Annotated in this window: 21 protein-coding genes and 1 tRNA gene; 17 read left to right on the top strand and 5 right to left on the bottom strand. The window is 67.0% G+C overall.

From position 1 onward, the window contains the following. Positions 1-62: 62 nt before the first annotated feature. From C3E99_RS05940 to C3E99_RS05950, 3 genes are read left to right on the top strand one after another with little or no spacing between them, the layout of a single operon-like run. Entirely contained in the window at positions 63-1,376 is a 1,314-nt protein-coding gene (locus C3E99_RS05940) for an amidohydrolase family protein (RefSeq protein WP_083675099.1), read from the top strand. An 18-nt stretch (positions 1,377-1,394) separates the two neighbouring features. Further along, positions 1,395-1,670, top strand: coding sequence for a DUF3311 domain-containing protein (locus C3E99_RS05945; RefSeq protein WP_076075728.1), 276 nt, complete (start codon positions 1,395-1,397; stop codon positions 1,668-1,670). Next, entirely contained in the window at positions 1,667-3,121 is a 1,455-nt protein-coding gene (locus C3E99_RS05950) for a sodium:solute symporter family protein (protein WP_067107427.1), read from the top strand. The genes C3E99_RS05945 and C3E99_RS05950 overlap by 4 nt, the downstream gene beginning before the upstream one ends. 6 nt (positions 3,122-3,127) lie before the next feature. Here C3E99_RS05950 and C3E99_RS05955 read toward each other — a convergent pair whose 3' ends face one another. Then, the gene (locus tag C3E99_RS05955) at positions 3,128-4,048 is read right to left on the bottom strand and encodes a LysR family transcriptional regulator (RefSeq protein WP_067107519.1); all 921 of its coding nucleotides are present in this window, start codon (positions 4,046-4,048) and stop codon (positions 3,128-3,130) included. 125 nt (positions 4,049-4,173) lie between these two features. Here C3E99_RS05955 and C3E99_RS05960 point away from each other — a divergent pair, with 125 nt between their 5' ends. The 10 genes from C3E99_RS05960 to C3E99_RS06005 all read left to right on the top strand — a co-directional run bounded on the left by C3E99_RS05960 (position 4,174) and on the right by C3E99_RS06005 (position 17,569). Further along, the gene (locus tag C3E99_RS05960) at positions 4,174-5,097 is read left to right on the top strand and encodes a dihydrodipicolinate synthase family protein (protein WP_234002619.1); all 924 of its coding nucleotides are present in this window, start codon (positions 4,174-4,176) and stop codon (positions 5,095-5,097) included. Positions 5,098-5,102: 5 nt separating this feature from the next. After that, a complete protein-coding gene (locus tag C3E99_RS05965) occupies positions 5,103-6,302 on the top strand; it encodes an NAD(P)/FAD-dependent oxidoreductase (RefSeq protein ID WP_104959538.1) in 1,200 nt (399 codons plus the stop codon). Next, the gene (locus C3E99_RS05970; RefSeq protein WP_104960330.1) at positions 6,295-6,591 is read left to right on the top strand and encodes a (2Fe-2S)-binding protein; all 297 of its coding nucleotides are present in this window, start codon (positions 6,295-6,297) and stop codon (positions 6,589-6,591) included. The genes C3E99_RS05965 and C3E99_RS05970 overlap by 8 nt, the downstream gene beginning before the upstream one ends. Then, entirely contained in the window at positions 6,588-7,964 is a 1,377-nt protein-coding gene (locus C3E99_RS05975; protein WP_158682150.1) for an FAD/NAD(P)-dependent oxidoreductase, read from the top strand. The genes C3E99_RS05970 and C3E99_RS05975 overlap by 4 nt, the downstream gene beginning before the upstream one ends. 120 nt (positions 7,965-8,084) lie before the next feature. After that, positions 8,085-8,573: a VOC family protein gene (locus C3E99_RS05980; protein WP_104959540.1), complete on the top strand. Its 489-nt coding sequence runs from the start codon at positions 8,085-8,087 to the stop codon at positions 8,571-8,573. A 15-nt stretch (positions 8,574-8,588) separates the two neighbouring features. Further along, positions 8,589-8,996 (top strand): RidA family protein, encoded by a 408-nt coding sequence (locus C3E99_RS05985; RefSeq protein WP_104959541.1) that lies wholly within the window; start codon positions 8,589-8,591, stop codon positions 8,994-8,996. A gap of 64 nt (positions 8,997-9,060) precedes the next feature. Then, positions 9,061-12,060, top strand: coding sequence for a TonB-dependent receptor domain-containing protein (locus C3E99_RS05990; RefSeq protein ID WP_104959542.1), 3,000 nt, complete (start codon positions 9,061-9,063; stop codon positions 12,058-12,060). A 154-nt stretch (positions 12,061-12,214) separates the two neighbouring features. Beyond that, a complete protein-coding gene (locus C3E99_RS05995; RefSeq protein WP_104960331.1) occupies positions 12,215-14,011 on the top strand; it encodes a DUF885 domain-containing protein in 1,797 nt (598 codons plus the stop codon). Positions 14,012-14,051: 40 nt separating this feature from the next. Next, a complete protein-coding gene (locus tag C3E99_RS06000; protein WP_234002620.1) occupies positions 14,052-15,785 on the top strand; it encodes a DUF885 domain-containing protein in 1,734 nt (577 codons plus the stop codon). Beyond that, the gene (locus tag C3E99_RS06005; protein WP_104959544.1) at positions 15,770-17,569 is read left to right on the top strand and encodes a DUF885 domain-containing protein; all 1,800 of its coding nucleotides are present in this window, start codon (positions 15,770-15,772) and stop codon (positions 17,567-17,569) included. The genes C3E99_RS06000 and C3E99_RS06005 overlap by 16 nt, the downstream gene beginning before the upstream one ends. 41 nt (positions 17,570-17,610) lie before the next feature. Here C3E99_RS06005 and C3E99_RS06010 read toward each other — a convergent pair whose 3' ends face one another. After that, entirely contained in the window at positions 17,611-19,305 is a 1,695-nt protein-coding gene (locus tag C3E99_RS06010) for an amidohydrolase (RefSeq protein ID WP_067107444.1), read from the bottom strand. Positions 19,306-19,370: 65 nt separating this feature from the next. Next, on the bottom strand, positions 19,371-19,568 hold the full coding sequence (locus C3E99_RS06015) for a hypothetical protein (protein ID WP_419964919.1): 198 nt from the start codon (positions 19,566-19,568) through the stop codon (positions 19,371-19,373). A gap of 172 nt (positions 19,569-19,740) precedes the next feature. On the opposite strand from C3E99_RS06015, the gene C3E99_RS06020 reads away from it, so the two are divergent. The 3 genes from C3E99_RS06020 (at position 19,741) to C3E99_RS06030 (ending at position 24,021) form a co-directional block, all read left to right on the top strand. After that, positions 19,741-19,825, top strand: a tRNA-Leu gene (locus tag C3E99_RS06020). A 91-nt stretch (positions 19,826-19,916) separates the two neighbouring features. Further along, on the top strand, positions 19,917-21,506 hold the full coding sequence (tig, locus tag C3E99_RS06025; RefSeq protein WP_104959545.1) for a trigger factor: 1,590 nt from the start codon (positions 19,917-19,919) through the stop codon (positions 21,504-21,506). A 157-nt stretch (positions 21,507-21,663) separates the two neighbouring features. Further along, positions 21,664-24,021, top strand: a complete 2,358-nt coding sequence (locus tag C3E99_RS06030) for a serine/threonine-protein kinase (protein WP_158682152.1) — start codon at positions 21,664-21,666, stop codon at positions 24,019-24,021. Between the two features lie 28 nt (positions 24,022-24,049). On the opposite strand, the gene C3E99_RS06035 is transcribed toward C3E99_RS06030, so the two are convergent. After that, entirely contained in the window at positions 24,050-24,667 is a 618-nt protein-coding gene (locus tag C3E99_RS06035; protein ID WP_067107452.1) for a DNA-3-methyladenine glycosylase family protein, read from the bottom strand. 100 nt (positions 24,668-24,767) lie between these two features. On the opposite strand from C3E99_RS06035, the gene C3E99_RS06040 reads away from it, so the two are divergent. Next, positions 24,768-25,085 carry a 2Fe-2S iron-sulfur cluster-binding protein gene (locus tag C3E99_RS06040; RefSeq protein WP_067107528.1) on the top strand — a complete coding sequence of 106 codons (318 nt, stop codon included), beginning with the start codon at positions 24,768-24,770 and terminating at the stop codon, positions 25,083-25,085. 82 nt (positions 25,086-25,167) lie between these two features. Here the strand turns inward: C3E99_RS06040 and rlmB are convergent, their stop codons facing one another. Next, positions 25,168-25,935: a 23S rRNA (guanosine(2251)-2'-O)-methyltransferase RlmB gene (gene rlmB / locus C3E99_RS06045; RefSeq protein WP_104959547.1), complete on the bottom strand. Its 768-nt coding sequence runs from the start codon at positions 25,933-25,935 to the stop codon at positions 25,168-25,170. Positions 25,936-26,007: the final 72 nt, after the last annotated feature.

The following is a 26,007-nucleotide window of genomic DNA, read 5'->3' on the forward strand; positions in this document are numbered from 1 at the left end:
GGCCGCGACAGGCCCTAGACTTCGCTGGTTCCGGGCGGTTCCGGACGGATCGCGGAATCCCTATGCCTATCGACACCCTTCGCCGTATCGCCCGGTATCTGACCGGTCTTGCAGCCGCCGTCCTCGTCACGGCTCCCGCCGTCGCCCAGTCGCCGGCGCCCGATGTCGTCGCGCTGGTCGGCGGCGCGGTGGTCGACGTCGAAAACGGCCGCGTCATCGAGGACGCCGTCGTCGTCATCGAGGGCGAGCGGATCGTTCAGCTCGGCCCACGCGGCCGCCTCCAGCCCCCGCCGGGCGCGCGCATCGTCCCCGTCGACGGGCGCTGGCTGATCCCCGGCCTCATGAACATGCACGTGCATTTCGGCCTGAAGCTTCCCGGCACCGCCGGGGCCGAGTTGCAGAACGAGACCGACGCGCAACAGGCGCTGCGCATGGCGCACAACGCGCGCCTGTCGCTGCGCGCCGGCGTCACCTCGGTTCGTCTGGTGTCCGAGATCCACGGCAATGATTTCGCGCTTCGCCGCGCCATCGACCGGGGCGAGGCCGTCGGGCCGCGCATCGAAACGGCCGGCGAACTGATCGTGCCCACCGGCGGGCACGGCTTCCTTGAGGTCGACGGTCCCTACGCCTTCGCGCAGGCGGCGCGCCGGCAGATCAGCCAGGGTGCCTCGTGGATCAAGATCGCCATTTCGGGCGGCATCTCCGACACGCACGGCGCCATCGCCGCCGCCCCGATGACCAACGATGAATTGTCGGTCCTCATCGACGTGGCCCACCGCAACGGCGTGCGCGTCACCGCGCACAACGGTTCGCCCGAGGCGGCGATGCAGGCCTTGACCTACGGCATCGACGGTTTCGAGCACGGCTATCACCTGACCGAGCCGGTGCTGCGCCGCATGGCGAAGGACAAGGTGTGGCTGGTGCCGACGATCGTGGTCAGCCAGCCGGGCGCGCGCACCTTCTATCAGCGCATCGGGTCGCCGGACTGGTATCTGCAGCGGGTGGACAGCGTCGGCCGCGACCATTGGGCGATGCTGCAGTCCGCGATCCGCCTCGGCGTGCCGATCGCGCTGGGCACCGACCAGTTTCCCTTCGAGGACAATGAGGGCACGACCGCCACCGTGCGCGAGGCGGAGCTTTACGTCGACGCGGGGATGACCCCGCTCCAGGCGCTGCAGGCGGCGACGATCCAGCCGGCCCGCATGATGCGCCGCGACACCGACATCGGCAGCATCGCCGTGGGCAAATATGCCGACATCGTGCTCGTCGATGCCGACCCGACCCGCGATATCCGCGCCTTGCGCTCGATCGCCTTCGTCATGAAGGGCGGACAGGTCGTGCGCGACGACCATGGCCTTTCGGGCCAGGTCCGGTGATCCGGGCGGCGTGACTCCATGACGCTCCGATCCCTGCTGTCGCCGACCCACCGGCGCTACGCGCACCGCTGGCTCCTGCTGATTCCCTTCATCTGGCAGGTCGGCGGGACCCCGCTGGTCAACACCGCCGCCGTTCGCGTCTTTTCGCTGCCGCTGCCGATGCTGTGGCAGATGTGCGGGATTCTGGTGGCGAGCGCCACCATCGGCTTCGTCTTCGTGCGCGACGAGCGCATCGAGGCGAATGACGAGCCGGATTCCTTCCCCGAACCTTCCGACGAGGCGAAGCCCTCGTGATCCTCGGCCTGACCATCGCCATCGTTCTCGGCACCATGCTGGGGGCGCTGTTCTACGGCTATCGCAAGACCCGCGCCCGGACGGTCGCCGAATGGGCGGTCGGGGGGCGCCGGTTCGGCACCCTGATCTTCTGGTTCCTGAACGCGGGCGAGATATACACGACCTTCGCCGTTCTCGGGATTTCGGGCTATGCCTGGGCCTATGGCGCGCCCGCCTATCTGGCCTTCACCTCGGTGTCGCTGGCCGCGACGCTCGGCTATTGGCTGATGCCGCGCATCTGGCAGGCCGGGCGCGAAGGGGGATTCATCACGCAGGCGGATTTCTTCGCCGCCCGCTATGATGCGACCTGGCTCGGTTGCCTGGTGGGACTGGCCGGGATCGCGGCCATCGTGGTCTATGTGCAGATCCAGATCACGGCGCTCAGCCTGATCCTTCGCCTCACGCTGGGCACCGGCGTGTCGCCGACCATGTCGGCGGTCCTCGCCGCCGTCATCATGCTGGCCTTCGTCTATGTGGCCGGCCTGCGGTCGGCCGCCTTTGCGGCGGGGGTGAAGGACATATTGATGATCGTGCTGGTGGTGGGCCTCAGTGCGACCGTCGCCGGCAAGGTCGGGGCGTCGTCGATCCTCGACGTGTTCGACCGCGTGCAGGATCAATATCCGGGGATCGGCGTCTTTCCGGGGCTGGTTCCGGAGGCAGGCCTGTCGGTCACCTGGATGATGACCGCCGCGGTGAACGTGGCGCTGGGCACGTGGATATTCCCGCACATGTTCCAGCTCTGCTACGCGGCCGGCAGCCGCAAGGCGATCCGCCGTAACGCCGTCTGGCAGCCGCTCTATTCGCTGTCCTTCTTCTTCATCATCCTGCTCGGCTTCGGCGCCCTGCTGGCGGGCGTGTCCCCGCCGGACAACGACATCAACGCCGCGCTGCTGCAATTCGTGTCGGATTCCTATCCGGGCTGGATGATCGGGCTGCTGGCCGGAACCGCCTGCCTCCTCGCGCTCGTGCCCGGCTCGGTGCTGCTGCTCACGGCCGGCTCGATCTTCAGCCGCAACGTCGTCATGCCGTTGAAACCGGACCTGAGCGACCGCGCGACCCTGCTGCTGTCCCGGCTGTCGATGGTGGCCTTCGCGGTGATCGCGGTATGGCTGACGCTCGGCGCCACGGCCTCGCTGGTGGAGATCGGCCTGTCGGCCTATGCGGCGATCGGCATGCTGACGCCGGGGGTGTTCCTCGCCTTCCTGTGGCCCCGCGCCAATGCGCTCGGCGTCGCCACGGGCATCGGCGCGGGCTATCTGGCCCTGCTGCTGCCGGCGGCGCGGGACATGTGGGCCGTGGCCCTGCCGGATTGGGACATCGGCCTCGTGGCGATGGGGGTCAACTTCATCGTCGCGGTGATCGCGATCCTGCTCACCACGCGCGCCTCTCCGGCCGTCGCCGCGGCCGCGTGACGGCGATCACGCCGCGGCGGGACCGTCGCTTTCGCTCCATCCCTTGAGCCGCGCCTCGAAGGCCGCCATCAGGCGGGCCGGGGCGCCGTCCAGCTGGCGTCCCAGCCGGTGGATCAGGCTGACCGAGGTATGTTCGAGGTCGGCCTCGTAGATGGGCCGGGCGACGAGCCGGCCGTCTTCCAGTTCGGCGGCTGCGGCGATGCGCGGAAGGATGGTCACCATCCGCCCGGCGCGCGCGGCTTCGCGCATCACATAGATCGAACTGGTAGTGAGCACCGGTTCCAGCCAGACCTGCTCGCGGCGCTCCGCCTCGCGCAATATCTGGTGCAGCCGCAGGTTGGCGTCGGGCAGGCACAGGTCATAGGTGCTCAGGTCCTCCAGCGACAGCGACTTGCGCTTCGCCGCCGGGTGATCGGGCGCACAGATGACCATCAGCGGCTGGGCGACCGTCGCGCGGACCCGGATCTTGGGCTCGGTGCAATCGTTGAAGATCAGGCCGAAATGGGCGTCGTCCTCCAGAACCGCATGCACGATCTCGGATGTCGGCAGGACCGACGCGGTCACGGCGATGCCGGGATGCTGACCCTGGAAATCCTCCAGCACCTTGGAAAAGAATCCGCCCAGGAATCCCTCGCCGATGGCGATGCTGACCTTGCCCGCCTTCAACTGCCGATGCTCGTGCAGGCGGTTCATGAAGGCTTCTTCGTTGGCGATGCAGCCCTGATAATATTCATAGGCCAGGCGCCCGGCCTCGGTCATGCGGATGGCGCGCCGGCCGCGTTCGATCAGCGCCACGCCCATCGTTTTCTCCAGCTGCGCGATCTGGCGGCTGATCGATGAAACCGCCACGCCGATCTTGTCGCTGGCCAGTCGCATCGAACCCAGGCTGGCGGCTTCGTAAAAATAATAGAGAGCGTTTCCGTGCATGGCGGCCACATTATCGATCCTTGCGTTGAACGCAATGATTTCGGCCAATCATCCCGCCTTGCGGGACAGGGAAAAATGCAGGACAGGGGGCGCCATTTACGACTATGCCTAATTTCGAGGTGCTTGTGGCAACCAAGAGAACGCGCGTCGGGTGGCGCGGCTATATCCCGGCGATCACCACCCCTTTCGATGCCCAGGGTGACATGGACCCGCGCGGTCTCGGCCTGTTGGTGGAATGGCTTCATGCAGAGGGGATGCATGGGCTGGTGGTGGCGGGCACGACCGGCGAATGGACCAGCCTCAGCCCCCGGGAACGCAAGGCGCTGATCGCCGCGGTCGGCGCGCAGATGGCGGGCAAGCTGCCGCTGATCGCCGGATGCACGGCCTTCACGGCGGCCGAGGTGCTGGAATTCGCCGCCGAGGCGGCGGTTTCGGGCTTCGAGGGGATTCTCGTGACCCCGCCGCCCTACATCCGTCCTTCGGATGACGAGATTCATGCCTTTTACAAGATGGTGTCGGATGCCAGTCCGCTGCCGATCTGCGTCTACAACTGGCCTCCGGGCACCGGGGTGGACATGTCGATCCCGCTGCTGGAACGCCTCGCCGATATCGAGAATGTCGTCGCCATCAAGCAGTCGACCGGCGACCTGCGCCGTTTCGTGCAGACCTATTTCGGGCTCAGCGATCGGGTGCACGTCTTCGGCCACAGCATGGACGATTGCGGCCTCGCCCTGTTGAAGGGCGCGGGCGGCGATGGCACCATGGGGGCGGGCGGCGTGCTTGGCCGCGCGCAACCCGACTTCTACAATCATGTGTGGGCCGGCGATTTCGAGGCGGCCCGCGCATGCGGACGGCAGGACCGGGTCATCATGGACGAATGGTATACCAAGGATCTGGTCGGGCGCTTCGGTTCGGGGCCCGCGATTCTGAAGGCCGCGCTGAACATCCAGGGGCTGCCCGGCGGTCATGTGCGCCGTCCGCTGCTCGACGTGTCCGCCCCCGACCTCGATCGCATCCGCGCCACCTTGACCGCATTGGGACGCGTCTAGCCGAAATGGACGGCGTCGATGTCCTGGTGATCGGCGCTGGGCTGGTGGGATGTGCCGCCGCCTGTCGGCTGGTCCAGGCGGGGGCGCGGGTCGAAATCCTCGAAGCGGCGCGTCCCAACGCCGGCGCCTCGGGCGCCAACGCCGGTTCGCTGCATTTCCAGCTCGAGCGCCGCTTTCTCGAAAATGGCGAGGCGCTCGCCGATCAGGCGGCCTCGATCCTGGGCCTCAACCTGCTGGCGATCGAGGAATGGCGCGGGCTGGCCGACGAGCTGGGCCCCGACATCCGCGTCCATATGCGCGGCGGCCTGATGGTGGCCGAAACCGCGGACGAGGTCGCCATTCTCGAACGCAAGGTGGCGCGGGAGGTTCAGGGCGGCCTCGCGTCGCGGATGATCGACGGCGACGCGGCGCGCGCGCTGGCGCCCGGCCTGTCGGAAACGGTCGTGGCCGCCAGCCACCTGGAGGCGGAGGGGCACGCCGACCCCAAGGCGCTGACGCTGGCGTTCGCCGCCGCCGCCGCCGCGCGGGGCGTCCGGCTGCGCCGGCGGTGCCGCGTCGTCGCGGCGCGGCCGGTGCGGGGCGGCTATCGGCTCACCGTCGAAACGCCCGACGGTCCGGAGGATCTTACGGCGCCGAAGATACTGATCGCGGCGGGCGCGTGGAGCGCGCGGATCGGCGAATTGTTCAACCTGCACCTGCCGCTCTACCCCGTCGCGCTGCTGATGAGCGCGACCGAGCGGACGGCTCCGCTGCTCGATCCGCTGATCCAGCATGTCGGGCAGCGGCTGTCCATGAAGCAGGCGCATGCGGGGAATGTGCTGATCGGCGGCGGCTGGCCGTCGCGGATGCGGCTCGACGCCGCCGGCCGCTTCGATCTCGACCGGCCCGCGGAGATGCTGGCCTCGTCGCTGAGGGGCAATCTGGCCGTGGCGGCGCGGGTGTTCCCGCGCGTCGCCGAGCTGAACCTGATCCGCAGCTGGACCGGGATCACGGCGATCACCGCCGACCAGCTGCCCCTGGTCGGAGCGATTCCGCAGGCGCCGGGCGTTTTCGTGGCGGCGGGCGGTTCGGCCTTCACGCTCGGCCCCACCTTCGCGCGCCTGCTCGCACGGCGCATCCTCGACGAGCCCGAGGAGCGGCTGGAGATATTCTCGCCCGCGCGCTTCGGCCATCTCAACAGCTTCATGGGGGCGGCGGGTGCGTAGCGACGGCGATGTGCGGCGCGGGGCGCCCCTGACCCTGCTGGTCGACGGACAGGCGGTCGCGGCTTTCGAAGGCGAGACGATCGCGACCGCCATGCTGGCCCGCGACCTTCTGGCCTTTCGCCTTGATCGCGGTGGCAGGCCGCGGGGCCTGTTCTGCAACATGGGCGTCTGCGGCGAATGCCTCGTCACGGTGGCGCGCGGAAGCGCGTCGCCGCGCCGGCTGCGCGCCTGCCTGACCCCGGCGGCCGACGGCATGATCGTCACCACGCGCCCGGACGAACGGCGATGAACGACGACGCTCGCCCCGACTATGACCTCGCGGTCGTCGGCGCAGGCCCCGCCGGGCAGGCCGCCTGTCTGGCGCTGCCCGACGGCCCGCGCATCGTCGTGATCGACGAGCAGCTTCGGCCGGGCGGCCAGATCCTGCGCCAGCCGCCCCGTGCCTTTTCCGTGCGCGGCTGGCTGGAGGGCGCCGAATACCGCCGCCTCAAGGCCCGGTTGGCGGCCTTCGAATCGCTGGAGTCGGTCGAATGGCGCGGCGGCTGCTCGGTGCTGGGCGCGCGCGAAGCGGGGGAGGGGTGGCGCCTCGCCCTTTCGGACGGCGGCGGCGTGCGGGAGGTCACCGCCCGGCGCGTCCTGATCGCCACCGGCTGTTACGACATGGCCGTGCCCCTGCCGGGCTGGACGCTGCCGGGGGCGATGAGCGCGGGGGGCGTGCAGGCTTTCGTGAAGAGCCAGATGCTGGCACCCGGGCACCGCATCGCCTTTGCCGGATCGCACCCCCTGCAACTGCTGGCGGCCGATCAGCTGCGCAAGGCCGGCGGAACGGTGGCGGCGGTCGCGTTCAGCCAGCCTTTCCGGCGCTTCGTCCTGAAGGCGCTGGGGCGGCCCTGGACGGCGCTGACGAACCTGCCGCGCCTGATGTCGGTCCTGCTGATGGGATGGCGGCTGCGCGCGGCGGGCGTGCCGATCCATTTCGGCCGCGCGCCGACGGCCGTCGAGGGCCGCGACCGGGTGCAGGGCCTGCGCCTCGAGGACGGAGCGGTCGTGGCGTGCGACGCGGCGGCCTTCTGCTTCGGTTTCCTGCCGCAGTCGGACCTGCCGCGGGCGATGGGGCTGGCGGTCCGTCCGGCACGGCCGGGCGGCTGGAAGGCGTGCCATGACGCATGGATGCGGGCCTCGCGCCCCGGCGCCTATGTCGCCGGAGAGACGACGGGGGTGAAAGGCGCCGATGCCGCCGCGGCCGAAGGCGCGCTGGCCGGCCTCGCCGTCGCCGTGGACATGGGCGTCCTGCCCCTGCGCGAGGCCGTCCGCAGGGCGGCGCCGGTGCGGCGTGCCCGCGCCCGCGCGCTGCGCTTCGCCGCGCTGCTGGAGGCGGTCGCGGACCCCGGGCCGCTGCCCGACCGGGACCTGCCCGCCGACACCATCGTCTGCCGCTGCGAAGACGTGACGATGGGCGACATGCGCGCGGCGCTCGCCATCGGCGCCGACGCCGGCGGCGTCAAGCTGGCGACCCGCTGCGGCATGGGGGTGTGTCAGGGCCGCAATTGCGAACATGGCCTGCTGGCGCTGCTCGGCGACGTGTCGACCGAACCCCATGGATTCACGCCGCGATTCCCGGCGCGCCCGATCCGGATAGGCGATCTGCTCGCCGAAGATTGATTGCGTCCAGCGCAACGAACTTTGCAAAACCTGTCATTGTTCGCGACAAAGGGCGGACATAAAACCTGTCTCATTCAATGACGCAAAGGCGCGTTGCGAGAAGGGGAGAGGGTGGCGGAGATGGTGAAACAGGCGCGCAAGCCGTCTTTCCTGGTCGTCGATCATGTTTCGCGCACGGTGCCCGATCTGGTTCGCGCGCTGGCTTTCTATTGCGATGTGCTGGGGGGCCGCGAGCTCTATCGCATGGGCCCGATGGACGCGGCCGACATTCCGGTCGGCACCGATGGGCGCGACTGGATGGAATCGCATGTCGGCGTGGCGGGTGCCAGCCTGACCCTGGCGATGATCGAGTTCGACGGCGGCGCCCGTATCCAGCTCGTCCAGTACGACAAGCCTTCGGACCGCAGCGCTTCGCCGCCGCGCAATTGCGACCTCGGCGGGCATCATCTGGCGTTCCGCGTCGACGACGTCGAGGCGGCGGCGGCCTGGCTCGCGGAGCATGGATGCACGCCGATGGACGTGATCGAAATCGACGCCGGCCCGCTGGCCGGAAAGAAGAACCTCTACATCCTCGATCCGTTCGGGCTCCAGCTCGAACTGGTGGACTGAACCGGGATCCGCATCATGGGCAGCACGAAGATCAATCCGCCGAACCTTTACAAGAGCACGCCGTTCGGCTTTTCCCACGCCGCCGTTCAGGACAGCGGCCGGGTCCTGCATCTGGCCGGGCAGGTCGCATGGGACGCGCAGTGCAACGTGATCGGCGAGGGCGACCTTGCCGTTCAGGTCGAGGCCGCGCTCGCCAACCTCACGGCGGTGCTGGAGCATATGAAGCTGACGCCCGCCGACCTCGTTCGCCTGCGCACCTACATCGTCGACAACGATCCCGAAAAGCTGGGCGTGGTGGTCGCCGCGATTCAGCGCTTCTACGGGGGAGCGACCCCGGCGCCGAATACCGTCGTCGGCGTTCAATCGCTCGCCCTTCCCGATTTTCTCGTCGAGATCGAGGCCACCGCGCAACTCGACGCCTGACGTTCCGTCCAACGCGTCGAAAGAACGCGATTATCCTTCAACATCGAGTCCATGGAGCTTCCTCTTGACCTTTAGCATCACCCGTGAACGCCTTCTGGCGTCAACCATGATCGGCGGCTTCGCGGCCCTCGTTCTCGCCGCGGCGCCGGCGGCTGCTCAGGATGGCGCGACCGCCGCCGCGCAAGCCGCCCCGTCCGAAGACATCGTCGTCACCGGTTCGCGCATCGTCCGCAAGGACTACAGCTCGACCAGCCCCATCGTGACGGTGGGGCAGTCCGACCTGCAGGCGACCGGCTCGGTCACGGCAGAGACGCTGATGAACGACATGCCGCAGTTCATGCCCGGCACCAGCAATGGTTCGGTGAACCCCGGCAACGGCGGTCAGGCGAACCTGAACCTGCGCGGCCTGGGCAGCAACCGGACGCTGGTGCTGATGAACGGCCGCCGCATCGTGCCGTCGAACGCCAACGGCACCGTCGACATCAACCTGATCCCGTCGGCCCTGATCCGCAACGTGGAGGTCATCTCGGGCGGCGCGTCGGCGACCTACGGTTCCGACGCTCTCGCGGGTGTGGCGAACTTCATCCTCAACGACAATTTCTCGGGCGTTCAGCTCGACGCCCAATATGGCGTGACCGAACAGGGCGACGGCGCGACGCAGAGCTACACCATGACGATCGGCGGCCGATTCGACGACGGGCGCGGCCACGCGGTCTTGTCGGTCGGTCGCTCGACGCGCGAAGCGATCATGAGCAGCGCGCGCGGCTTTTCCGCGGTTTCGGGCCGCAACAGCGTGTCGCCGCTGGGCGTGACCACCTTCGACTCGACCAATCTGCCCAGCCAGGCTTTCATCAACAATTATCTGGGCTGCACCAACTGCGTCACGCCGACGGGCGAGTTCGGCTACAATACCGACGGCTCGCTGTTCAGCCATGTCGGCGCCTATAATTTCAAGAGCCCCGGCGGCCCCGAGTGGGACGCCTATCATCAACCCGGCGTGGCCTGGGCCTATAACACCGGCGCGACCGGCATGCTCAGCATTCCGCTGGAGCGTTGGAACGCTTTCGCGGCGGCGCGTTACGAACTGGCCGATTCCATCGAGCTCTACAGCAACGTCCTGTTCACCCAATATAGCGCGGACACCATCCTGTCGCCGACGCCCATGCCGGGACCGTCGCCGACCTACGGCTTCCGCGTGCCGTCGACCAATCCGTTCATCACCGCGGACCTGCGGGAATTTCTGGATGCCCGTCCCGATCCGACGGCGTCGTTCGGCCTGAACAAGCGCTTCAACGCGATCGGCGGCCGTCTGGCCCGCGACAGCACCACGGTCTTTCAGGTCACGGCCGGCTTGCGCGGCGATCTGCCGTTCGGCGACTGGCGCTACGACCTCAGCGGCCAGTACGGCCGCGTCGACAACTCGACCGAACAGTCGGGCAACGTCTCCCGTTCGGCCGTCCAGCGCCTGCTCGACGACCCGACCGGCGGCGCCAGCCTGTGCGAAGGCGGCTTCAACCCGTTCGGCCTGACGACCCTGTCGAAAAGCTGCATCGCCTACATCAACCGCAACAGCAAGAACTCGACCCTCAGCGAGCAGACCATCTTCGAAGGCACCGTCCAGGGCGGCCTGTTCCAGCTCCCCGCGGGTCAGGTCCGCGTCGCGCTCGGTGCGCAGTATCGCGAGGACAGCTTTGCATTCCGTCCGGACTCCGGCCTGTCGCAGAGCAATCCGATCGTTCCCCACCTCGGGGCCGACGGCCTGCCCGACGGCGGCCGGATCGGCGGCGTCGAGGTGGCGGGCTTCAACCCGGTTCAGCCGCTGACCGGCTCGACCAACTCCACCGAATTCTTCGTCGAGGCGCTGATCCCGGTGGTGACCGACCTGCCACTCATCAAGCGGCTGGAACTGACCCTCGGCTATCGTTACTCCGACTACAGCACCATCGGCGGCGTTCAGGCCTACAAGGCCGATGTGGACTGGACGGTGTTCGACAGCCTGCGGGTGCGTGGCGGCATTCAGCGCGCCGTGCGCGCGCCCTCGATCGGCGAACTCTACGGCAATCGCGACATCAGCTCGCCCCAGATCGGCGGGCCGGTGAACGCGCAGGGCGCTCCGGTCTTCGGCGGCGACCCGTGCGATATTCGCGGCGCCTATCGCAACGGTCCGGATGCGGCTCAGGTGCGCCAGCTCTGCCTCGCTCAGGGCCTGTCGGCCGCTGCGGTGGACAGCTATGTCTTCAACAGCACGCAGATTCAGGGCTTCGTCGGCGGCAACGTCAATCTGAAGGAGGAAACGGCCGATACCTGGACGGTCGGTGCCGTCTATCGCCCCAACTTCGGCAGCGCGCTGTTCTCCCGTCTTTCGGCTTCGATCGACTATTACAGCATCAAGATCACCGACGTGGTCGGCAGCATCACCGCGACGAACCAGCTTCAGGGCTGTTTCAACGCCACGGGTGTGACCAATCCGACCTATGACGTCAACAATGGCTATTGCCAGCTGTTCGAGCGCGATCCGCTGACCGGAAACGTGATCAACAGCCTGGGCCTCCAGCAGAATCTGGCGACCCTGAAGACGTCGGGCATCGATCTGCAGGTCGACTGGAGCTTCGATCTCGCCGATGCCGGTCTGGGCAATCTGGGCTCGCTGAACCTCAACTATGTGGTCGGCTGGCTGCGCGCCTGGCAGCGTCAGGACGCGGCGGGCGGACCGTTCAACGAGCGGGCTGGCACCATCGACTCGACCAACGGCTTCACCTTCCCGAAGTGGAAGATGCTGGGTTCGGTCAACTACAGCAACGGCCCGTTCGGTCTTGGCCTGCGCTGGCGCCGGGTCGGCAAGATGGACATCTACAACACCGCCAACAGCCTGCCTGCGATCAACTATTTCGATCTGCTCACCAGCTGGAACGTCAGCGACAGCTTCGTGCTGCGCATGGGGGTCAACAACCTGACGGACAAGGCGCCGCGCACCTGGACGCCGGGCATCCAGTCCAACACCGATCCGTCGACCTATGACATCCTGGGTCGCCGCTTCTTCGTTGGCGTGACGAGTCGCTTCTGATCCGCTCGGGGCGGCGACAGGTCTTTTTGTCCCGAGGGCCTGTCGCCGCTTCACCATGGATGGCTATGGTGGGGTGACGATATGGGCGCACGGTTCGCCCATCTGGATAAACCGCGCGGCCTTCGGGCGGGCGAACAAGGAACGAGGACGGACGATGAAAAGACGTGAACTCTTTGCGGGAGCCGCCGGCGTAGCCTCTCTGGCCCTGATTTCCCGGTCGCCGGTCGCGGCGGCGCTTGGTCAGCCGGCCGCGCGGGAACGCTTCGCCCAGCTGGTCCGCGACAGTCAGCAGGCCGACGATCTCCTCAACCCCATGCGCCTTGCCCGCCGCGGCAAGCGCCCGCTGGGGCCGGTGTTCGTCGATCCGCAGGGGGAGGCCTATGCCACCGGGCTCGAAGCGAACAAGCGCGCCGAACTCGCCGGCCTCGCCCGGATCGACCGGGCGGCGCTGCCGGAGGGCGACCAGATCGCCTATGACGTGTTCCGCTATCAGGCCGAAAAGGCGGTCGGGGAGTTCGACAGCGGCGTCAACGCCATCCGGCGCAAGGCGCCCCTGAACGCCTCCTTCGGGCTGCATGTGGAGTTTCCGGACTATATGTCGGCCAGCGTGTCGCTGGCGAGCGTCGAGGATTACGAGATCGCGCTGGAACAGCTCGACGGCTTCACGGGGTTCATGAACGACACGGTCGCGCGCCTGCGTCAGGGCATGGCCGACGGCTATCACCAGCCGAAGGTCGTGGTGAACAATGTGCTGAAGCAGGTGGAGGCGTTCCTGGCGCTGCCGGTCGAGCAGAACCCGCTCTATTCGCCCGTCACCCGCTTTCCCGAAGCGATCGCGGCCGCGGACCGCGCGCGTCTGGAGGCCGCCTATCGCAAGGCGGTCGAGACGCGCGCCTATCCGGCCTATGACCGGTGGCGCACCTTCCTGCGCAACGACTATCTGCCCACCGCCGCCGACGGCGCGGGCCTGTGGTCGATGAAGGACGGCGACCGGGTCTATGCGGCCGATCTGGTGCGGCACACCACCACGACGATGAGCGCGGAGGAGATCCACCGCGTCGGCCTGTCCGAGGTGGCGCGCATCCTCGAAGAGATGGAGGGCGCGCGTCAGGCCGCCGGCTTCACCGGCGATCTTCACGCCTTTTTCGAACATATCCGTACCGAGCCCCGTTTTTATTACACCAAACCTCAAGACCTTATCGACCATTTCGAGAGGATCGAAGCAAAAGTCTGGCAAAAAATCCCCACCCTCTTCTCACGGCGCCCGCGCGCCGAGTTCGAGGTGCGTCCGCTGCCGGCGCTGGGGGATCAGCGCGGCACGGGCTATTACCGCTCCGGCCCGCCCGACGCGTCCGAGCCGGGCGTGCTCTATTTCAACATGGCGATGCTCAACACGCGGCCGATCCCGACGCTGGAAACGCTCCAGCTCCACGAGGGCGTGCCCGGCCACCATTATCAGTCGTCGCTGGTGCAGGAGGATGAAAGCCTGCCCGACATGTTGCGTTTCCGGCTGGCGCCGGCGACGGCCTACACCGAGGGGTGGGGGTTGTACGCGGAGTCGCTCGGCAAGGATCTGGGCCTGTTCACCGATCCCTATCAGTGGTTCGGCCATCTCGACATGGAGATGCTGCGCGCCGTGCGTCTGGTGGTCGACACCGGCCTGCACGCCCTTCGCTGGGAGCGGCAGCAGGCGATCGATTATATGATGGCGAACACTTCCATGGCGCCGCGCGACGTGGTTGTCGAGATCGACCGCTACATTACCAACGCCGGGCAGGCGAGCGCCTACAAGGTCGGCGAGTTGAAGATTCAGGAACTGCGGCGCCGCTCGACCGAGAAGCTGGGCAACCGCTTTGACATCCGCCACTTCCACGACCAGGTGCTCGATACCGGCGCCTTGCCGCTCGACGTGCTGGAAGCCAAGGTCGACCGCTGGCTGGCATCGGCTTGAGGGTCGCCACCGGCCGGAGATGGGAATGAACAGAAGGCAGATGCTTCTGGGCGCCGCCGCCGGCGTCGCGATGATCGGGACGGGCGCGGGACCCCTGTTCGCGAGCGAAGGCGCCGACGCCCGGTTGAAAGCTCTGCTCGAGCGTCACGCGAACGCCTTGCGCCGGTTCGGCGCGGAGCCGGGCAATCCGGTCGGAGATCGGTCGCTGGCCGGTCGTGCGAGGGCGCATGCGGAGAATGCGGTCCGCATGAAGGAATTGGCCGGGATCGGCCACGGCGCGCTGTCACCCGCCGCACGGATCGACCACGATACGGCAGCCTTCGTCTACGGGGTTCTCGACGACCAGTTGGCACGGCCGGGAACGGTCGACCTCGACCTGCGTCCCAGCCCTTATGTGGTCAGCCAGATGAACGGCGCCTATTACTGGCTGCCGTCCAGGCTCGGCACGGGTGGGGCCAGTCCCGAAGCGGAAGATCGCCGCGCCTATCTCGACAATATCGAGGCCTTGGCCCAAGGCATCGACGAGGAAAGCGAGCGTATCGCACACGATGCCGGGCGGGGCGTTGTTCCGCCCGATTTTATCCTTGACGCGACCTTGTCCCAACTGCGTGCGTTGCGGGACAGCGCGCCCGCGGCCAATCCTCTTCTGGCGCCCGCTATCACGGCGTCGGGCACGGTCGGTGCGCAGGCGACCGAGCGCTTCAACCGCCTGATGAGGCCGGCACTCGACAGGCAGGCTCAGGCGCTCCAAGCACTGATGCCCCGCGCTTCCTCGAAGGGGGGGGTCTGGGCTCAACCCGACGGCGAGGCGACCTATGCCTCCTCGCTCCGCGCCAACACCACTGCCAATATCGGGCCGGGCGATCTGCACCGCATGGGGCAGGATTGGGTGCGGGAACTGAGCGCTGAGATCGATCACGATCTGCGTGCCCTGAATCTGACCCGCGGCTCGGTCGGCGAGCGCATTGCGGCGCTGAATACGGATGCCCGCTTCATCCAGCCGGACACCGACGCGGGCCGGGCCGAAGTCCATCGCCAGGCCAAGGCTTATCTGGTCGCTGCGCGGGGCCGCGCCGCCCGCGCCTTCAACCATTTCGTGGACGACCCCGTCGAGGTCCGGCGCATGCCGCTGACCAGCGAGGACAGTTCGCCCATCGCCTTCTACAACGGCCCGCGAGATGGCACTTCCGGCGCGGTCCTACTCAACCTCAAGAAGCCCAGCGACCTGCCGTCATGGCGCCTGCCGACGCTGGTCCACCATGAAGGCGTGCCAGGTCATCACATCCAGGCGGCGGTGCTGAGGGACACGGGCGGCCTTTCGCTTTTCCGGCGCACGGTGCGTTTCTCGGCCTGGACCGAAGGATGGGCGCTCTACGCCGAGGCACTGGCGGACGAGATCGGCGCTTATGCGGACGATCCCCTCGGGCGGATTGGCTATCTGCAGGCCCAGCTCTGGCGCGCGGGGCGCGTGGTTGTCGATACCGGTATCCATCACGAGCGCTGGACCCGCGAACAGGCTATCGCCTTCATGGTCGATACGGTCGGCGAATTGCCCGGGCCTACCGCGCGCGAGGTGGATCGCTATTGTGTCTACCCAGGGCAGGCTTGCTGCTTCATGGTCGGCAAGCAGCAGATTCGCGCCTCGCGCGAGGCAGCGCGACATGCCATGGGGCCGCGCTTCTCCCTTGGCGACTATAATGATCTTATCCTGCGGTCCGGCCCTCTGCCGATGGAGGTTCTGGACGCCCTGGTGCAACAATGGAGCGCTACCTGATGCGTCGTCGAGATCTTCTGACCGGCGCGGCTGCGCTGGGCGCCACCCTTTCTCTCACCGGCTGCGCCTCCGCAGGCCGTGCGGTGGGAACGTCCGCCGATGTCCGTCTCGCCGCCATGCTCGAGCGGCATGCCCAGGCCTTGCGGGACGAAGAGAGCGGACCGGACAGGCTGGGCGATTATTCCCTCGCGGCGCGTGCGCGGGCACGCCAGACCAATGCGGCGCGCCTGGCCGAACTGAACGGCGTCGATCGCTCCGCCCTCTCGCCCGCGGCCGCGCTGGACTATGACACCGCGCGCTTTGTCTATGGAGCTATGGACGATCAATATGGGCGCTACGGTTTCTCGGACATCAATCTGCGCCCCAGCCCCTATGTCGTCAGCCAGATGAACGGTGCCTATTATTGGTTGCCGGACGGCATCGCCGGTCGCTCCCCCCTGGCGAACGAAGCGGATGCTGAGCGGTATCTCGACAAGCTGCGGCAACTGGTGGTCGCCCTCGATCAGGAAACGGAGCAGATCGCCCATGACGCCGGTCTTGGCGTCGTGCCGCCGGCCTTCATTCTCGCCAAGACGGTGGCGCAGATCGCGACGCTGCGTGATATGCCCGCTGCTTCGAATCCCCTAATCGGGCCTGCCGTGGCCCGCGCCCGTGCCGCCGGCCTGAACGATCTGGAAAGCCGTGCCGCGGCGATCTTCGCCGCGCAGGTCGCACCGGCGCTTACCCGTCAGATGGCGGCGCTGGACGCCCTGCGTCCGCGCGCCGACGATCGGGCAGGCGTGTGGGCAAAGCCGGACGGGGAGGCTTATTACGCTTCGGGTCTCCACTCCAACACCACGGCCGGCTACGCGCCGGCGGAGCTTCACCGGCTGGGGCTGACGTGGGTGGCGGAACTGACCGCCGAGATCGATCGCCTGCTGCGCGCGCAAGGGCTCACCGAAGGCAGCGTCGCCGCACGGATGAGCGCGCTGGACCGCGACCCGCGCTTCCTCAAGGCGGACAGCGACGCGGGGCGGCGAGAGATCATCGACTATGCGACCGCGCGTCTGGCCCGGATAAGGAACCTCCTGCCTAGGGGTTTCGCTTTCGTGCCCGATCTTCCCGTAGAGGTCCGGCGGGTATCACCCGCGATCGAGAAAGGTGCGCCAGGCGGCTTCTACAGCGCCAGCAGCGATCCGGCCCAGCCATCGGTCATCTACATCAACCTTCGGTCGGTCGAAGAGAACGCCCTGTGGCGGATCCCCACGCTGTTGCATCACGAAGGTATCCCCGGCCACCATTTTCAGGCCAGCGTCCTGAAGGAAGCTGGCAAGCTTTCGTTGTTTCGCCGCACGGTGCGCTTCTCGGCCTGGACGGAAGGCTGGGCGCTCTATGCCGAGCAGTTGGCGGCCGAGATCGGTGCCTATGACGACGATCCGACGGGACGTATCGGCTATCTTCAGGGGCAATTGTTCCGCGCTTGTCGCGTGGTCGTCGATACCGGCATCCACCATGCGCGCTGGACGCGCGAACAGGCGATCGACTGGATGGTCGCCAATGCGGGCGAGAATCGCGATGCGGCCGAGCGCGACATCGACCGATACTGTGTATATCCGGGGCAGGCCTGCAGCTTCAGGGTCGGCAAGCAGCAGATCGTGGACCTGCGGGAGAAGGCCCGGGCAGACCTGGGCTCCCGATTTGATTCGCGGGCCTACAATGACATGGTTCTGGCCTCGGGGCCGTTGCCGATGGAAGTCCTCGGCGCGGCGGTGGACCAATGGACGACGTCGCTTCAGGGGGCTTGATGGCTTTCAGCTATTATGCCGGTGCTTTCCGGTAGCCGGGATCAGCCGGCCTTCGCCTCCCATACCGTCTCGCCCTCCTTCACCGTCTCCAGCACCTTGATGGCCTTGATGTCGTCGACCGGGGTGGTCAGCGGGTTGCGGTCGAGGATGACGAAATCGGCGAGTAGGCCCGCCTTGATGCGGCCCTTGCGATCCTCCTCGAACGCCTGCCACGCGGGGCCGGTGGTCAGCGCCTGGAGTGCCTCATAGGCGCCCAGCCGTTCGTCGGGTCCGCTGACCACCCCGGTCGGCGAGACGCGGGCCATCGACGTCCACAGCATGAAGCGCGTGTCGAGCGGCGTGACACTGAAATCACTGTGGTTCGATGCGATCAGTCCCGCGGCGCGCGCCGAGCGGAAGGGGCTGATGAAATCGACGACCTCCTTTGGAAAGTTGGTGCGGTGGACGTCGGCCCAATACCAGGCGTGATTGGAGAAATAGGCGGGCCCGACGCCGATGCGCCGATAATCGGCGAGTTGATCGGGGCGCTGGAACTGCGAGTGGATGACGATCGGCCGGCGGTCGTCGGCGGCGGTGATTCCCGCGGCGTCGAATCCCCTGATCGCCATGTCGATCGCAGCGTCGCCGTTTGCATGGACGAACAGCTGCCAGTCGCGGGTCGTTACCTTGCGGGCAAGATCGTCGAACGCTGGCTGGTCCATCGCGGGATGGCCATGCCACGGATGGATGCCGTCGGGGCTGCCGCGCTCGTAATCGCGGGTGAAATAGCCCGTGCGCGCCTGCACCGACCCGTCGAGGATGACCTTGATCCCCTGCAGCTTCACATGCCGGTCATAGGTGCCGAAGTGCAGGTCCGGCTGCGCCAGCAGCGCGTCGAGCCCCATGTAGATCGGCAGTAGCGCCAGATCGATCTTCAACTGGGCCTTCGCGTCGGGACCGGTGAAAAAAGCAAGGTCGGCGGGCATCGTCGCGCCGTCCTGCGCGTGGGTGTAGCCTTCGGCGAAATAACGCTGCTGCGCGGCGACGAGGCGTTCGAGCTTCTGCTCGGGTGTGAGCTGCGGCATCGCGGCGAGCATCAGGAAGGTCGATTTTTCGAGCAGCACGCCGTTCAGATGCCCCTCGGCATCGCGCAGCATCAGGCCGCCGGGGGGCGGTTCGCTGGCGTCGGTCAGCCTGGCCGCGTTGAGCGCGGCGCTGTTTGCGACGAGCGCGTGCAGCGACTGGTGCAGCACGACAATCTTGTGATCGGGCGACACCGCATCCAGTTCCGCGCGGGTGATGTGACGCTTTTCGGCCAGCTTCTCATTGTCATATTGCCAGACGACCACCCAGTCGTCCTTCGCGATGCCATGGCGCGCGATATGGTCGCGGATCACCCCCTGCAACGCGGCGATGTCGGTGATGGGAGGCAGCGCTGTATCCCACAGGTCGAGCCCACCCGCCATCTGCATCGCGATTCCGAAATGCGAATGGGCGTCGATGAAGCCGGGAAGCATCGTTGCGCCGCGCAGGTCGCGGATCGCGGCCTTTCCGCCGGCGGCACGGCGCGCGCGCGCCTCGTCGCCTGCGAACAGGATCTTTCCGCCCTTTGCGACGACTGCCGGCACGGTTTGCGGCGCGTCGCCGTCCATGGTGATGATCGTGCCGCCGCGATAGATGGTCGGCCGTTCCTGTGCAGTCGCAGGTAGCGCGAGCAGCGCCGCGAAAAGAGCCGTGGCCCGGATTCTGGATGTCATGCGTCTCTCCCGCCCCTACCGTGCGGATAGTCGGCGGGCGGGTCAAGGCCGGATTGGCGGGCCGGTCAGGGTTGCGGTGGCAACTCGTCGGGACCCCGGCCGGGCTGGTCGAGGTCGCCGCCGCCGGGGCCGTCGGGCAATTCGACGGGCCGGCCGGCCGGGTCTTCCAGTGGGTTCGGCTGCACCGGCTGCTCGGGCGGCGCCTGCGGCTCGATGGTATCGGGTTTGGGTTTGGGCAGCGGGTCGGGATTGGTCGCCATCATGCATCTCCTTGTCCTTTCAACGAATGGGATGATGCCATGTTCCGTTCCCCCGCATCCATGGGAAAAGGCGGCGTTCACCCTTGCTCTCGGCGTCCCGTCTGCTATAGCCCCGCGCGGCCCGCACGGGCGTGCGCGGCAGCGCGCGATTTCGTGCACCCGGCCGACAGCTCCTGCGGGCGTGGCGGAATTGGTAGACGCGCTGGTTTTAGGTACCAGTATCGCAAGATGTGGGGGTTCGAGTCCCTTCGCCCGCACCACCTCCGCGAGCTTCGATCGGGATATGGGGAACGCTGCCTTTCGGGCGGGGTTCATCGTTACGAGATTTTGAGCAAGGATAAGACCAAGGCAATGAAGACCGTCGAAACGCTGAACGAAGGGCTGAAGCGCGAGTATCGCCTGATCATCACTGCGAATGACATCGACGCGCGGGTCGATGACGAAGTGAAGAGCATCGCACCGACCGTGCGCATGCCCGGCTTCCGCCCCGGCAAGGTGCCGCCGAACCTCATCCGCAAGATGCATGGTGAGGCGCTGTCCGCTGATGCGCTCAACAAGGCGATTGACGAAGGCGTCAAGGTGCTGATGGCGGAGCAGAAGCTGCGCCCGGCGCTGCAGCCCGCGGTCACCCTCGCCGACGGTTACGAGCGCGGCAAGGATGCCGAACTGACCGTCGCGCTTGAGGTGCTGCCCGAAATCGAGGCGCCGTCGATCGACGGGCTGACGCTCGAACGGCTGACTGTCCCCGCCGACGACAAGGCGGTAATGGCGAAGATCGAGGAATTCGCTGTGCAGATGAAGCGCTTCGAGGACGCCCCCAAGACGAAGAAGGCCGCGAGCGGCGATCAGGTGATCATCGATTTCGCGGGCAGCGTCGACGGCGTCGCTTTCGACGGCGGCACGGGTGAGAACATGGCGGTCGAAATCGGCTCGGGCCAGCTCATCCCCGGCTTCGAGGATCAGCTCGTCGGCGTGAAGGTCGGTGACGAGAAGACCGTCAAAGTGTCGTTCCCCGAGGACTATCCGGTCGAGAATCTCAAGGGCAAGCCTGCCGAATTCGTCGTGACGGTGAAGGAAGTGAAGGTTCCCGCCGACACGAAGATCGACGACGAGTTCGCCAAGTCGCTCGGTCTCGAAAGCCTCGACAAGCTCAAAGAGCTGATGAAGGATCAGGTCGAGCAGGAGCATAACGGGCTCACGCGCACCTATATGAAGCGCAAGCTCCTCGATCAGCTCGCGGCGAGTCACGATTTCGAAGTGCCGCCGACGATGGTCGAGGCCGAATTCAACCAGATCTGGCAGCAGCTCGAACATGAAGCGAGCCACGAGGAAGACCCCGAGGCGGCAAAGGCCGAGCTGGAGAAAGATCGCGACGAATATCATGCGATCGCGGTGCGTCGCGTCCGTCTGGGCCTGCTACTGTCCGAGATCGGGCAGGCGAACGGGGTTCAGGTCAGCGCGCAGGAAATGCAGCGGCTGGTGACGCAGGCGGCGCAGCAGTATCGTCCCGAGGATCGCCAGCGCTTCGTCGAATATGTCCAGCAGGACGCGCTCGCCGCCGCGCAGCTCCGTGCGCCGCTTTACGAGGACAAGGTCGTCGACTTCCTGTTCGAGAAGGCCGAGATCAGCGATCGCGAAGTGACCCGCGACGAACTGGAAGCGGCGATCGAGGCCGATGACGACGGGCATGTCCACGGCCCTGGCTGCGGCCACGACCATGATCACGACGCCAAGCCGGCCAAGAAGGCGGCGGCGAAGAAGCCCGCCACCAAGAAGGAAGAGGCCGCCGAAGCCGCGCCCGCCAAGAAGGCGCCGGCGAAGAAGGCTGCGGCCGCCAAGGCCGATGACAAGCCGGCTGCGGAAAAGGCGCCCGCCAAGGCTGCCGAGGACAAGCCCGCTGCGAAGAAGGCTCCGGCAAAGAAGGCCGCCGCGAAGAAATAAGCTTCTTCGCGTCGCAAGAGACCGAAAGGCCGGGTGGGGAATGCTCCGCCCGGCCTTTTTCGTCGGTGTTCCCATTCCGGGACGCAGGGCGATCCAAAGGATCGACCTGCCGCGAAAATATACTAGGATCGACCCGGGCGAGATCGGGGGGATCAGCATGAACGAGCGCGAACGCGAAATACGGGTGCTTCGATTTTTCGAGGAATTGCTCGCGGTTGCCCCTGAGCGACGGGTTGTGTGGATCGACGCGCGAACGGCGGGTGAACCCGAACTGCGCGCGCGGCTCGAGTCGCTGTTGGCCGCAAGTGGCGACCCCGGTCTGCAGACCGGCATGGCTGCGTCGATGATCGACGACGAACCGGTTCCCGAACGGATCGGGCAGTATCGCATCATCGACGTCATCGGTCGGGGCGGCATGGGCACCGTCTACAAGGGGGAGCGGGTCGGCGGCGATTTCAACCACGTCGTCGCGATCAAGCTCATCAAACCGGGGCTGCTGTCCGAAGCGCTGATCGAGCGGTTTCAGCATGAACGCCAGGCGCTGGCCGATCTGGGCCATCCCAATATCGCAAGGCTTTTCGATGGCGGACAGACCGGCGGCGGCCTGCCCTATATCGTGATGGAATATGTCGACGGCGATTCGCTGGGCGACTGGCTGTCGAAGGAAAAGCCCGGCCTCGACCGGCGGCTCGATCTGTTCGAGAGCGTGTGCGACGCGGTCGCCTTTGCCCATCGCAACCTGATCATCCACCGCGACATCACGCCGTCGAACATATTGGTGACGCGCGACAGCGTCGCCAAGCTGATTGATTTCGGCATCGCCAAGCCGGTATCGGCGCTGTGGCAGGACCGCGCCGGCGTCGGCCCGTCGCTGGCGACGCTCAGCCTGACCCCCGGCTATGCCGCGCCCGAACGGATGACGGGCGGCGAGGCGACGACGCTGGTCGACATCTATTCGCTCGGCAAGGTGCTGGCGTTCCTGATTGACGGCGCCGAACGCGACCCGGAACTCGATGCCGTCATCGCCCGGGCGACGGAGGCCGATCCCGGCAAGCGATACGAGACCGCGCAGATGCTGCGCGGGGACGTCGCCGCGTGGCGCGCCGGCCGGCCGGTGTCGGCATATGGCGGCGGCAAGCGCTACCTGCTCGCCAAATTCGTCGGGCGCAATCGGTGGCCGGTCGCGTTCGCATCGGTGGCGCTGCTGGGGTTGACGGCGGCGCTGATCGCCGTGCTGGTCGCCAACGCCCGCGCCGAGGACGCCCGCCTGCGCGCCGAGGCCCGGTTCGACGACGTGCGCGCCTTGGCGAAGATATTGCTGTTCGACGCCTATGACGCCATCGACGCGGTGCCCGGAACGACCGATGCCAAATTGCTGCTTGCCGATAGCGGCAAGACCTATCTCGACAAGCTGGCTGCGGACCGCGACGCGCCGATCGATGTGCGGCTGGAGGTCGGCGAGGGCTATTTCCGCCTGTCGAAGCTGATCGGCTTCACCGGCGGCGGATCGCTTGGCAAGCGCGAGGAGGGGAAGCGGCTTCGGCAGCATGCGCTGAACCTGCTCGGGCAATTGCATCGCGACTATCCGCGCCGCGATGACATATCCTTGTCGCTCGGCCACCTGTTGGCGACCGCGGCCGGAGAAAGCTTGTACGGCGACGGCGATGCCAAGGTCGCGCGTGCACAGGCCCAGGAGGCGCAGCGGCTTCTCGGTGGGCTGGCGCGGCAGACGCCGCGCAGCGCCGGCGCCCTGGCCGGTGCCTATCTGTATCTGGGCGACAGCTATGGCTGGGACAATGACCTGCCGAAGGCGGGAGCGACCTACGAAGCGGGCATCAAGTTGGTGCAGACGATGCCGCCGGCTCTTCGCGACGAGCAGGCCACCCGCATTGCCCTGTCGGGCCTGTTGCGCCAGAGCGGCGAAGTCTACCGCTATGCCGACAAGCCCGACCAGGCGATCGCGCGCATGCGCGAAGCGGTGGCCCTCAACCGTGACATCGTTCGCGCCTCGAAGGGCGACCCCGCCACGGTCCGAAAGCTGGTCGCATCGCTCTGGTCGCTGGGCGACATGTACCGCGTCGCCGGCCGGCTGGACGACGCATTGGCGACGATCAACGAAGGGCAGAGCCTCGCGCGGGCGCAGCAGGCGGCGAACCCCAGGGATGCGGGCTGGCCCGAATCGGTGGCGCTGACCGGCATGGTGCTGGCCCAGATTCAAAGCGCCCGCCGCGACAGGCCGGCGGCGATCGCCGCGGCGCGGGAAGCGATCGCCATTCGCCGTTCGCTGGCCGCCAAGAGTGGCGGCAACAAGGGCGCTCGGTTGCATCTCGCCGTGGGGTTGAAGGACGGCGCCGGAGTCTATGCCGTCCTCGGGCGCCCGGATCTGCAATGCCCGGCCTTGCGCGAATCCCTGGCCATCATGCAAGCCTATCAGAAGGACGGAACGCTGTCGGAATATGACCGCGAAAACAATCTGAAACCGGTTACGCAGGCGTTGGCGCAATGCGCATCCTGACGGAGATTTCGGGGTAGGGGTAGGGACGTTAGATCACGTCCATGTTATAGCAGTGCCAACTGAAGATCGCCGCCGCGCCGCGGTGCGGGCGCCAGGGTTCGGCGAGTTCACGTACCCTTTTCTCGCTCGGCCGCGCGTCGAGGCACAGGATGCGGCCGACTGCTTCCTGCACCGCAAGGTCGCCCGCAGGCCAGATGTCGGGGCGTCCCTCGGCGAAGAGCAGGTAGATTTCGGCCGACCAGCGGCCGATGCCCTTGACCTTGGTGAGCAACGCGATCGCCTCTTCGTCGTCGGCGGGGAGGGCGTCGAAATCGAGCGCGCCGTCGAGCACGAGCTGCGCGAGGCTCTTGGCATAGCTCTGCTTCTGCGCCGACAGGCCGCAGGCACGCAGCGCGTCGAACTCGGCCGCGGCCATCACGTCCGCCGGGCAGCCTTCGCCGAACCCGGCCTCCAGTTTGTTCCAGATCGAATTGGCGGCGGCGACGCTGACCTGCTGGCCGACGATCGTGCGCAGCAAGGTCGTGTAGCCGGGCTCGCGGATGCGCGGTTCGGGATAGCCGGCGTTGCCGAGCGCGCGCGCGAAATTCGGTTCGACCGCCGCCAGCGCGTCGATTCCCGCGGTCAACTGCTCATGGCTCAGGCCCATTCGATATTCCCTTTTTGTTCCTGTCGTTTCCCTAGCAGCGCTTGATTTGCTGTGCAACGCGCGACATAGGCCAGCCGACTCGAAAATTATGGGGATGAGCATGGCCAAGCTGATTGTCGTGACGCGTGACGGGACCGAGCATGAGATCGAAGGCGACACCAGCCTGACCGTGATGGAGAATATCCGCGATGCGGGCTTCGACGAACTGCTGGCGCTGTGCGGCGGCTGCTGTTCGTGCGCGACGTGTCATGTCCATGTCGAAGAAGGCAGCCGCGATGCGATTCCCGCGATGAGCGAAGACGAGAACGACCTGCTCGATTCGACGAGCGACCGCGACGGCAATTCGCGCCTGTCGTGCCAGATTCCCTTCACCGCCGAACTCGATGGTCTGCGGGTGCGGATCGCCGAAGAGGATTGAGCCCGAAAGTCGCCCTAGCGAACGCTGGGACCTCTGGCCTTCTGTATAGCGATAGCGATCCCGGCTTTCGCCGGAACGCCGATCAGGCCGTCGTGGTCGCGACCGCGTAGAGCGCGACCGCCGCGGCGTTCGAGATGTTCAGGCTTTCCATGCGCGGCGAGATCGGTAGCCGCGCGAGCACGTCGCAATGCTCGACGACATTGTGGCGCATGCCATCGCCCTCCGACCCCAGCACCAGCGCCACCTTGCTGCCGTCGAGCGCCTCGCCGAGCGTCGTCCGGGTATCGCCGGTCAGACCGATGCGCCAATATTGCGCCTCGGCGATCTCATCGAGCGCGCGCGACAGGTTGACGACGCGTATCCACGGCACGGTTTCGAGCGCACCCGACGCGGCGCGCGCGATGACACCGCTTTCGGGCGGGCTGTGTCGGTCCTGCGTGATGATGGCGGCAGCATCGAAGGCCGCAGCCGAGCGAAGCACCGCACCGATATTGTGCGGGTCGGTCACCTGGTCGAGCAGGACGAGCGGGCGCCGGCTATCGGCATCGACCTCAGCCTGCAATATGTCGGCGAGGAAGATATCGTCGAGCGGATCAACTTCGATCACCAGCCCTTGGTGCGGCGCATCGCGTGCGACGAGTCGCGCAAGGTCGGCGACATCGGCATAGCTGATCGGAATCACCGGCGGCAGGTCGAGCTGACCGAGCGCTTCGCGCGTGCCCCAGATGCGCCGGACGCGGCGCTCGGGATTGGCGAGTGCGGCCAGCACGGCGTGCCGGCCCCAAAGCCGGACGCCCTGACCGCGCGGATTGCCACCCTGCGGGCGGCGATGACGGGAAATTTGTCGCATAGCGCGCGGCCTTTCCCACGACTGCCATTGACAGGCAAGCCTCGTTTCGCCATGGCACCGCTTCCCCGCAGG

The organism is Sphingopyxis sp. MG (assembly GCF_002953155.1).
Classification (GTDB): domain Bacteria; phylum Pseudomonadota; class Alphaproteobacteria; order Sphingomonadales; family Sphingomonadaceae; genus Sphingopyxis; species Sphingopyxis granuli.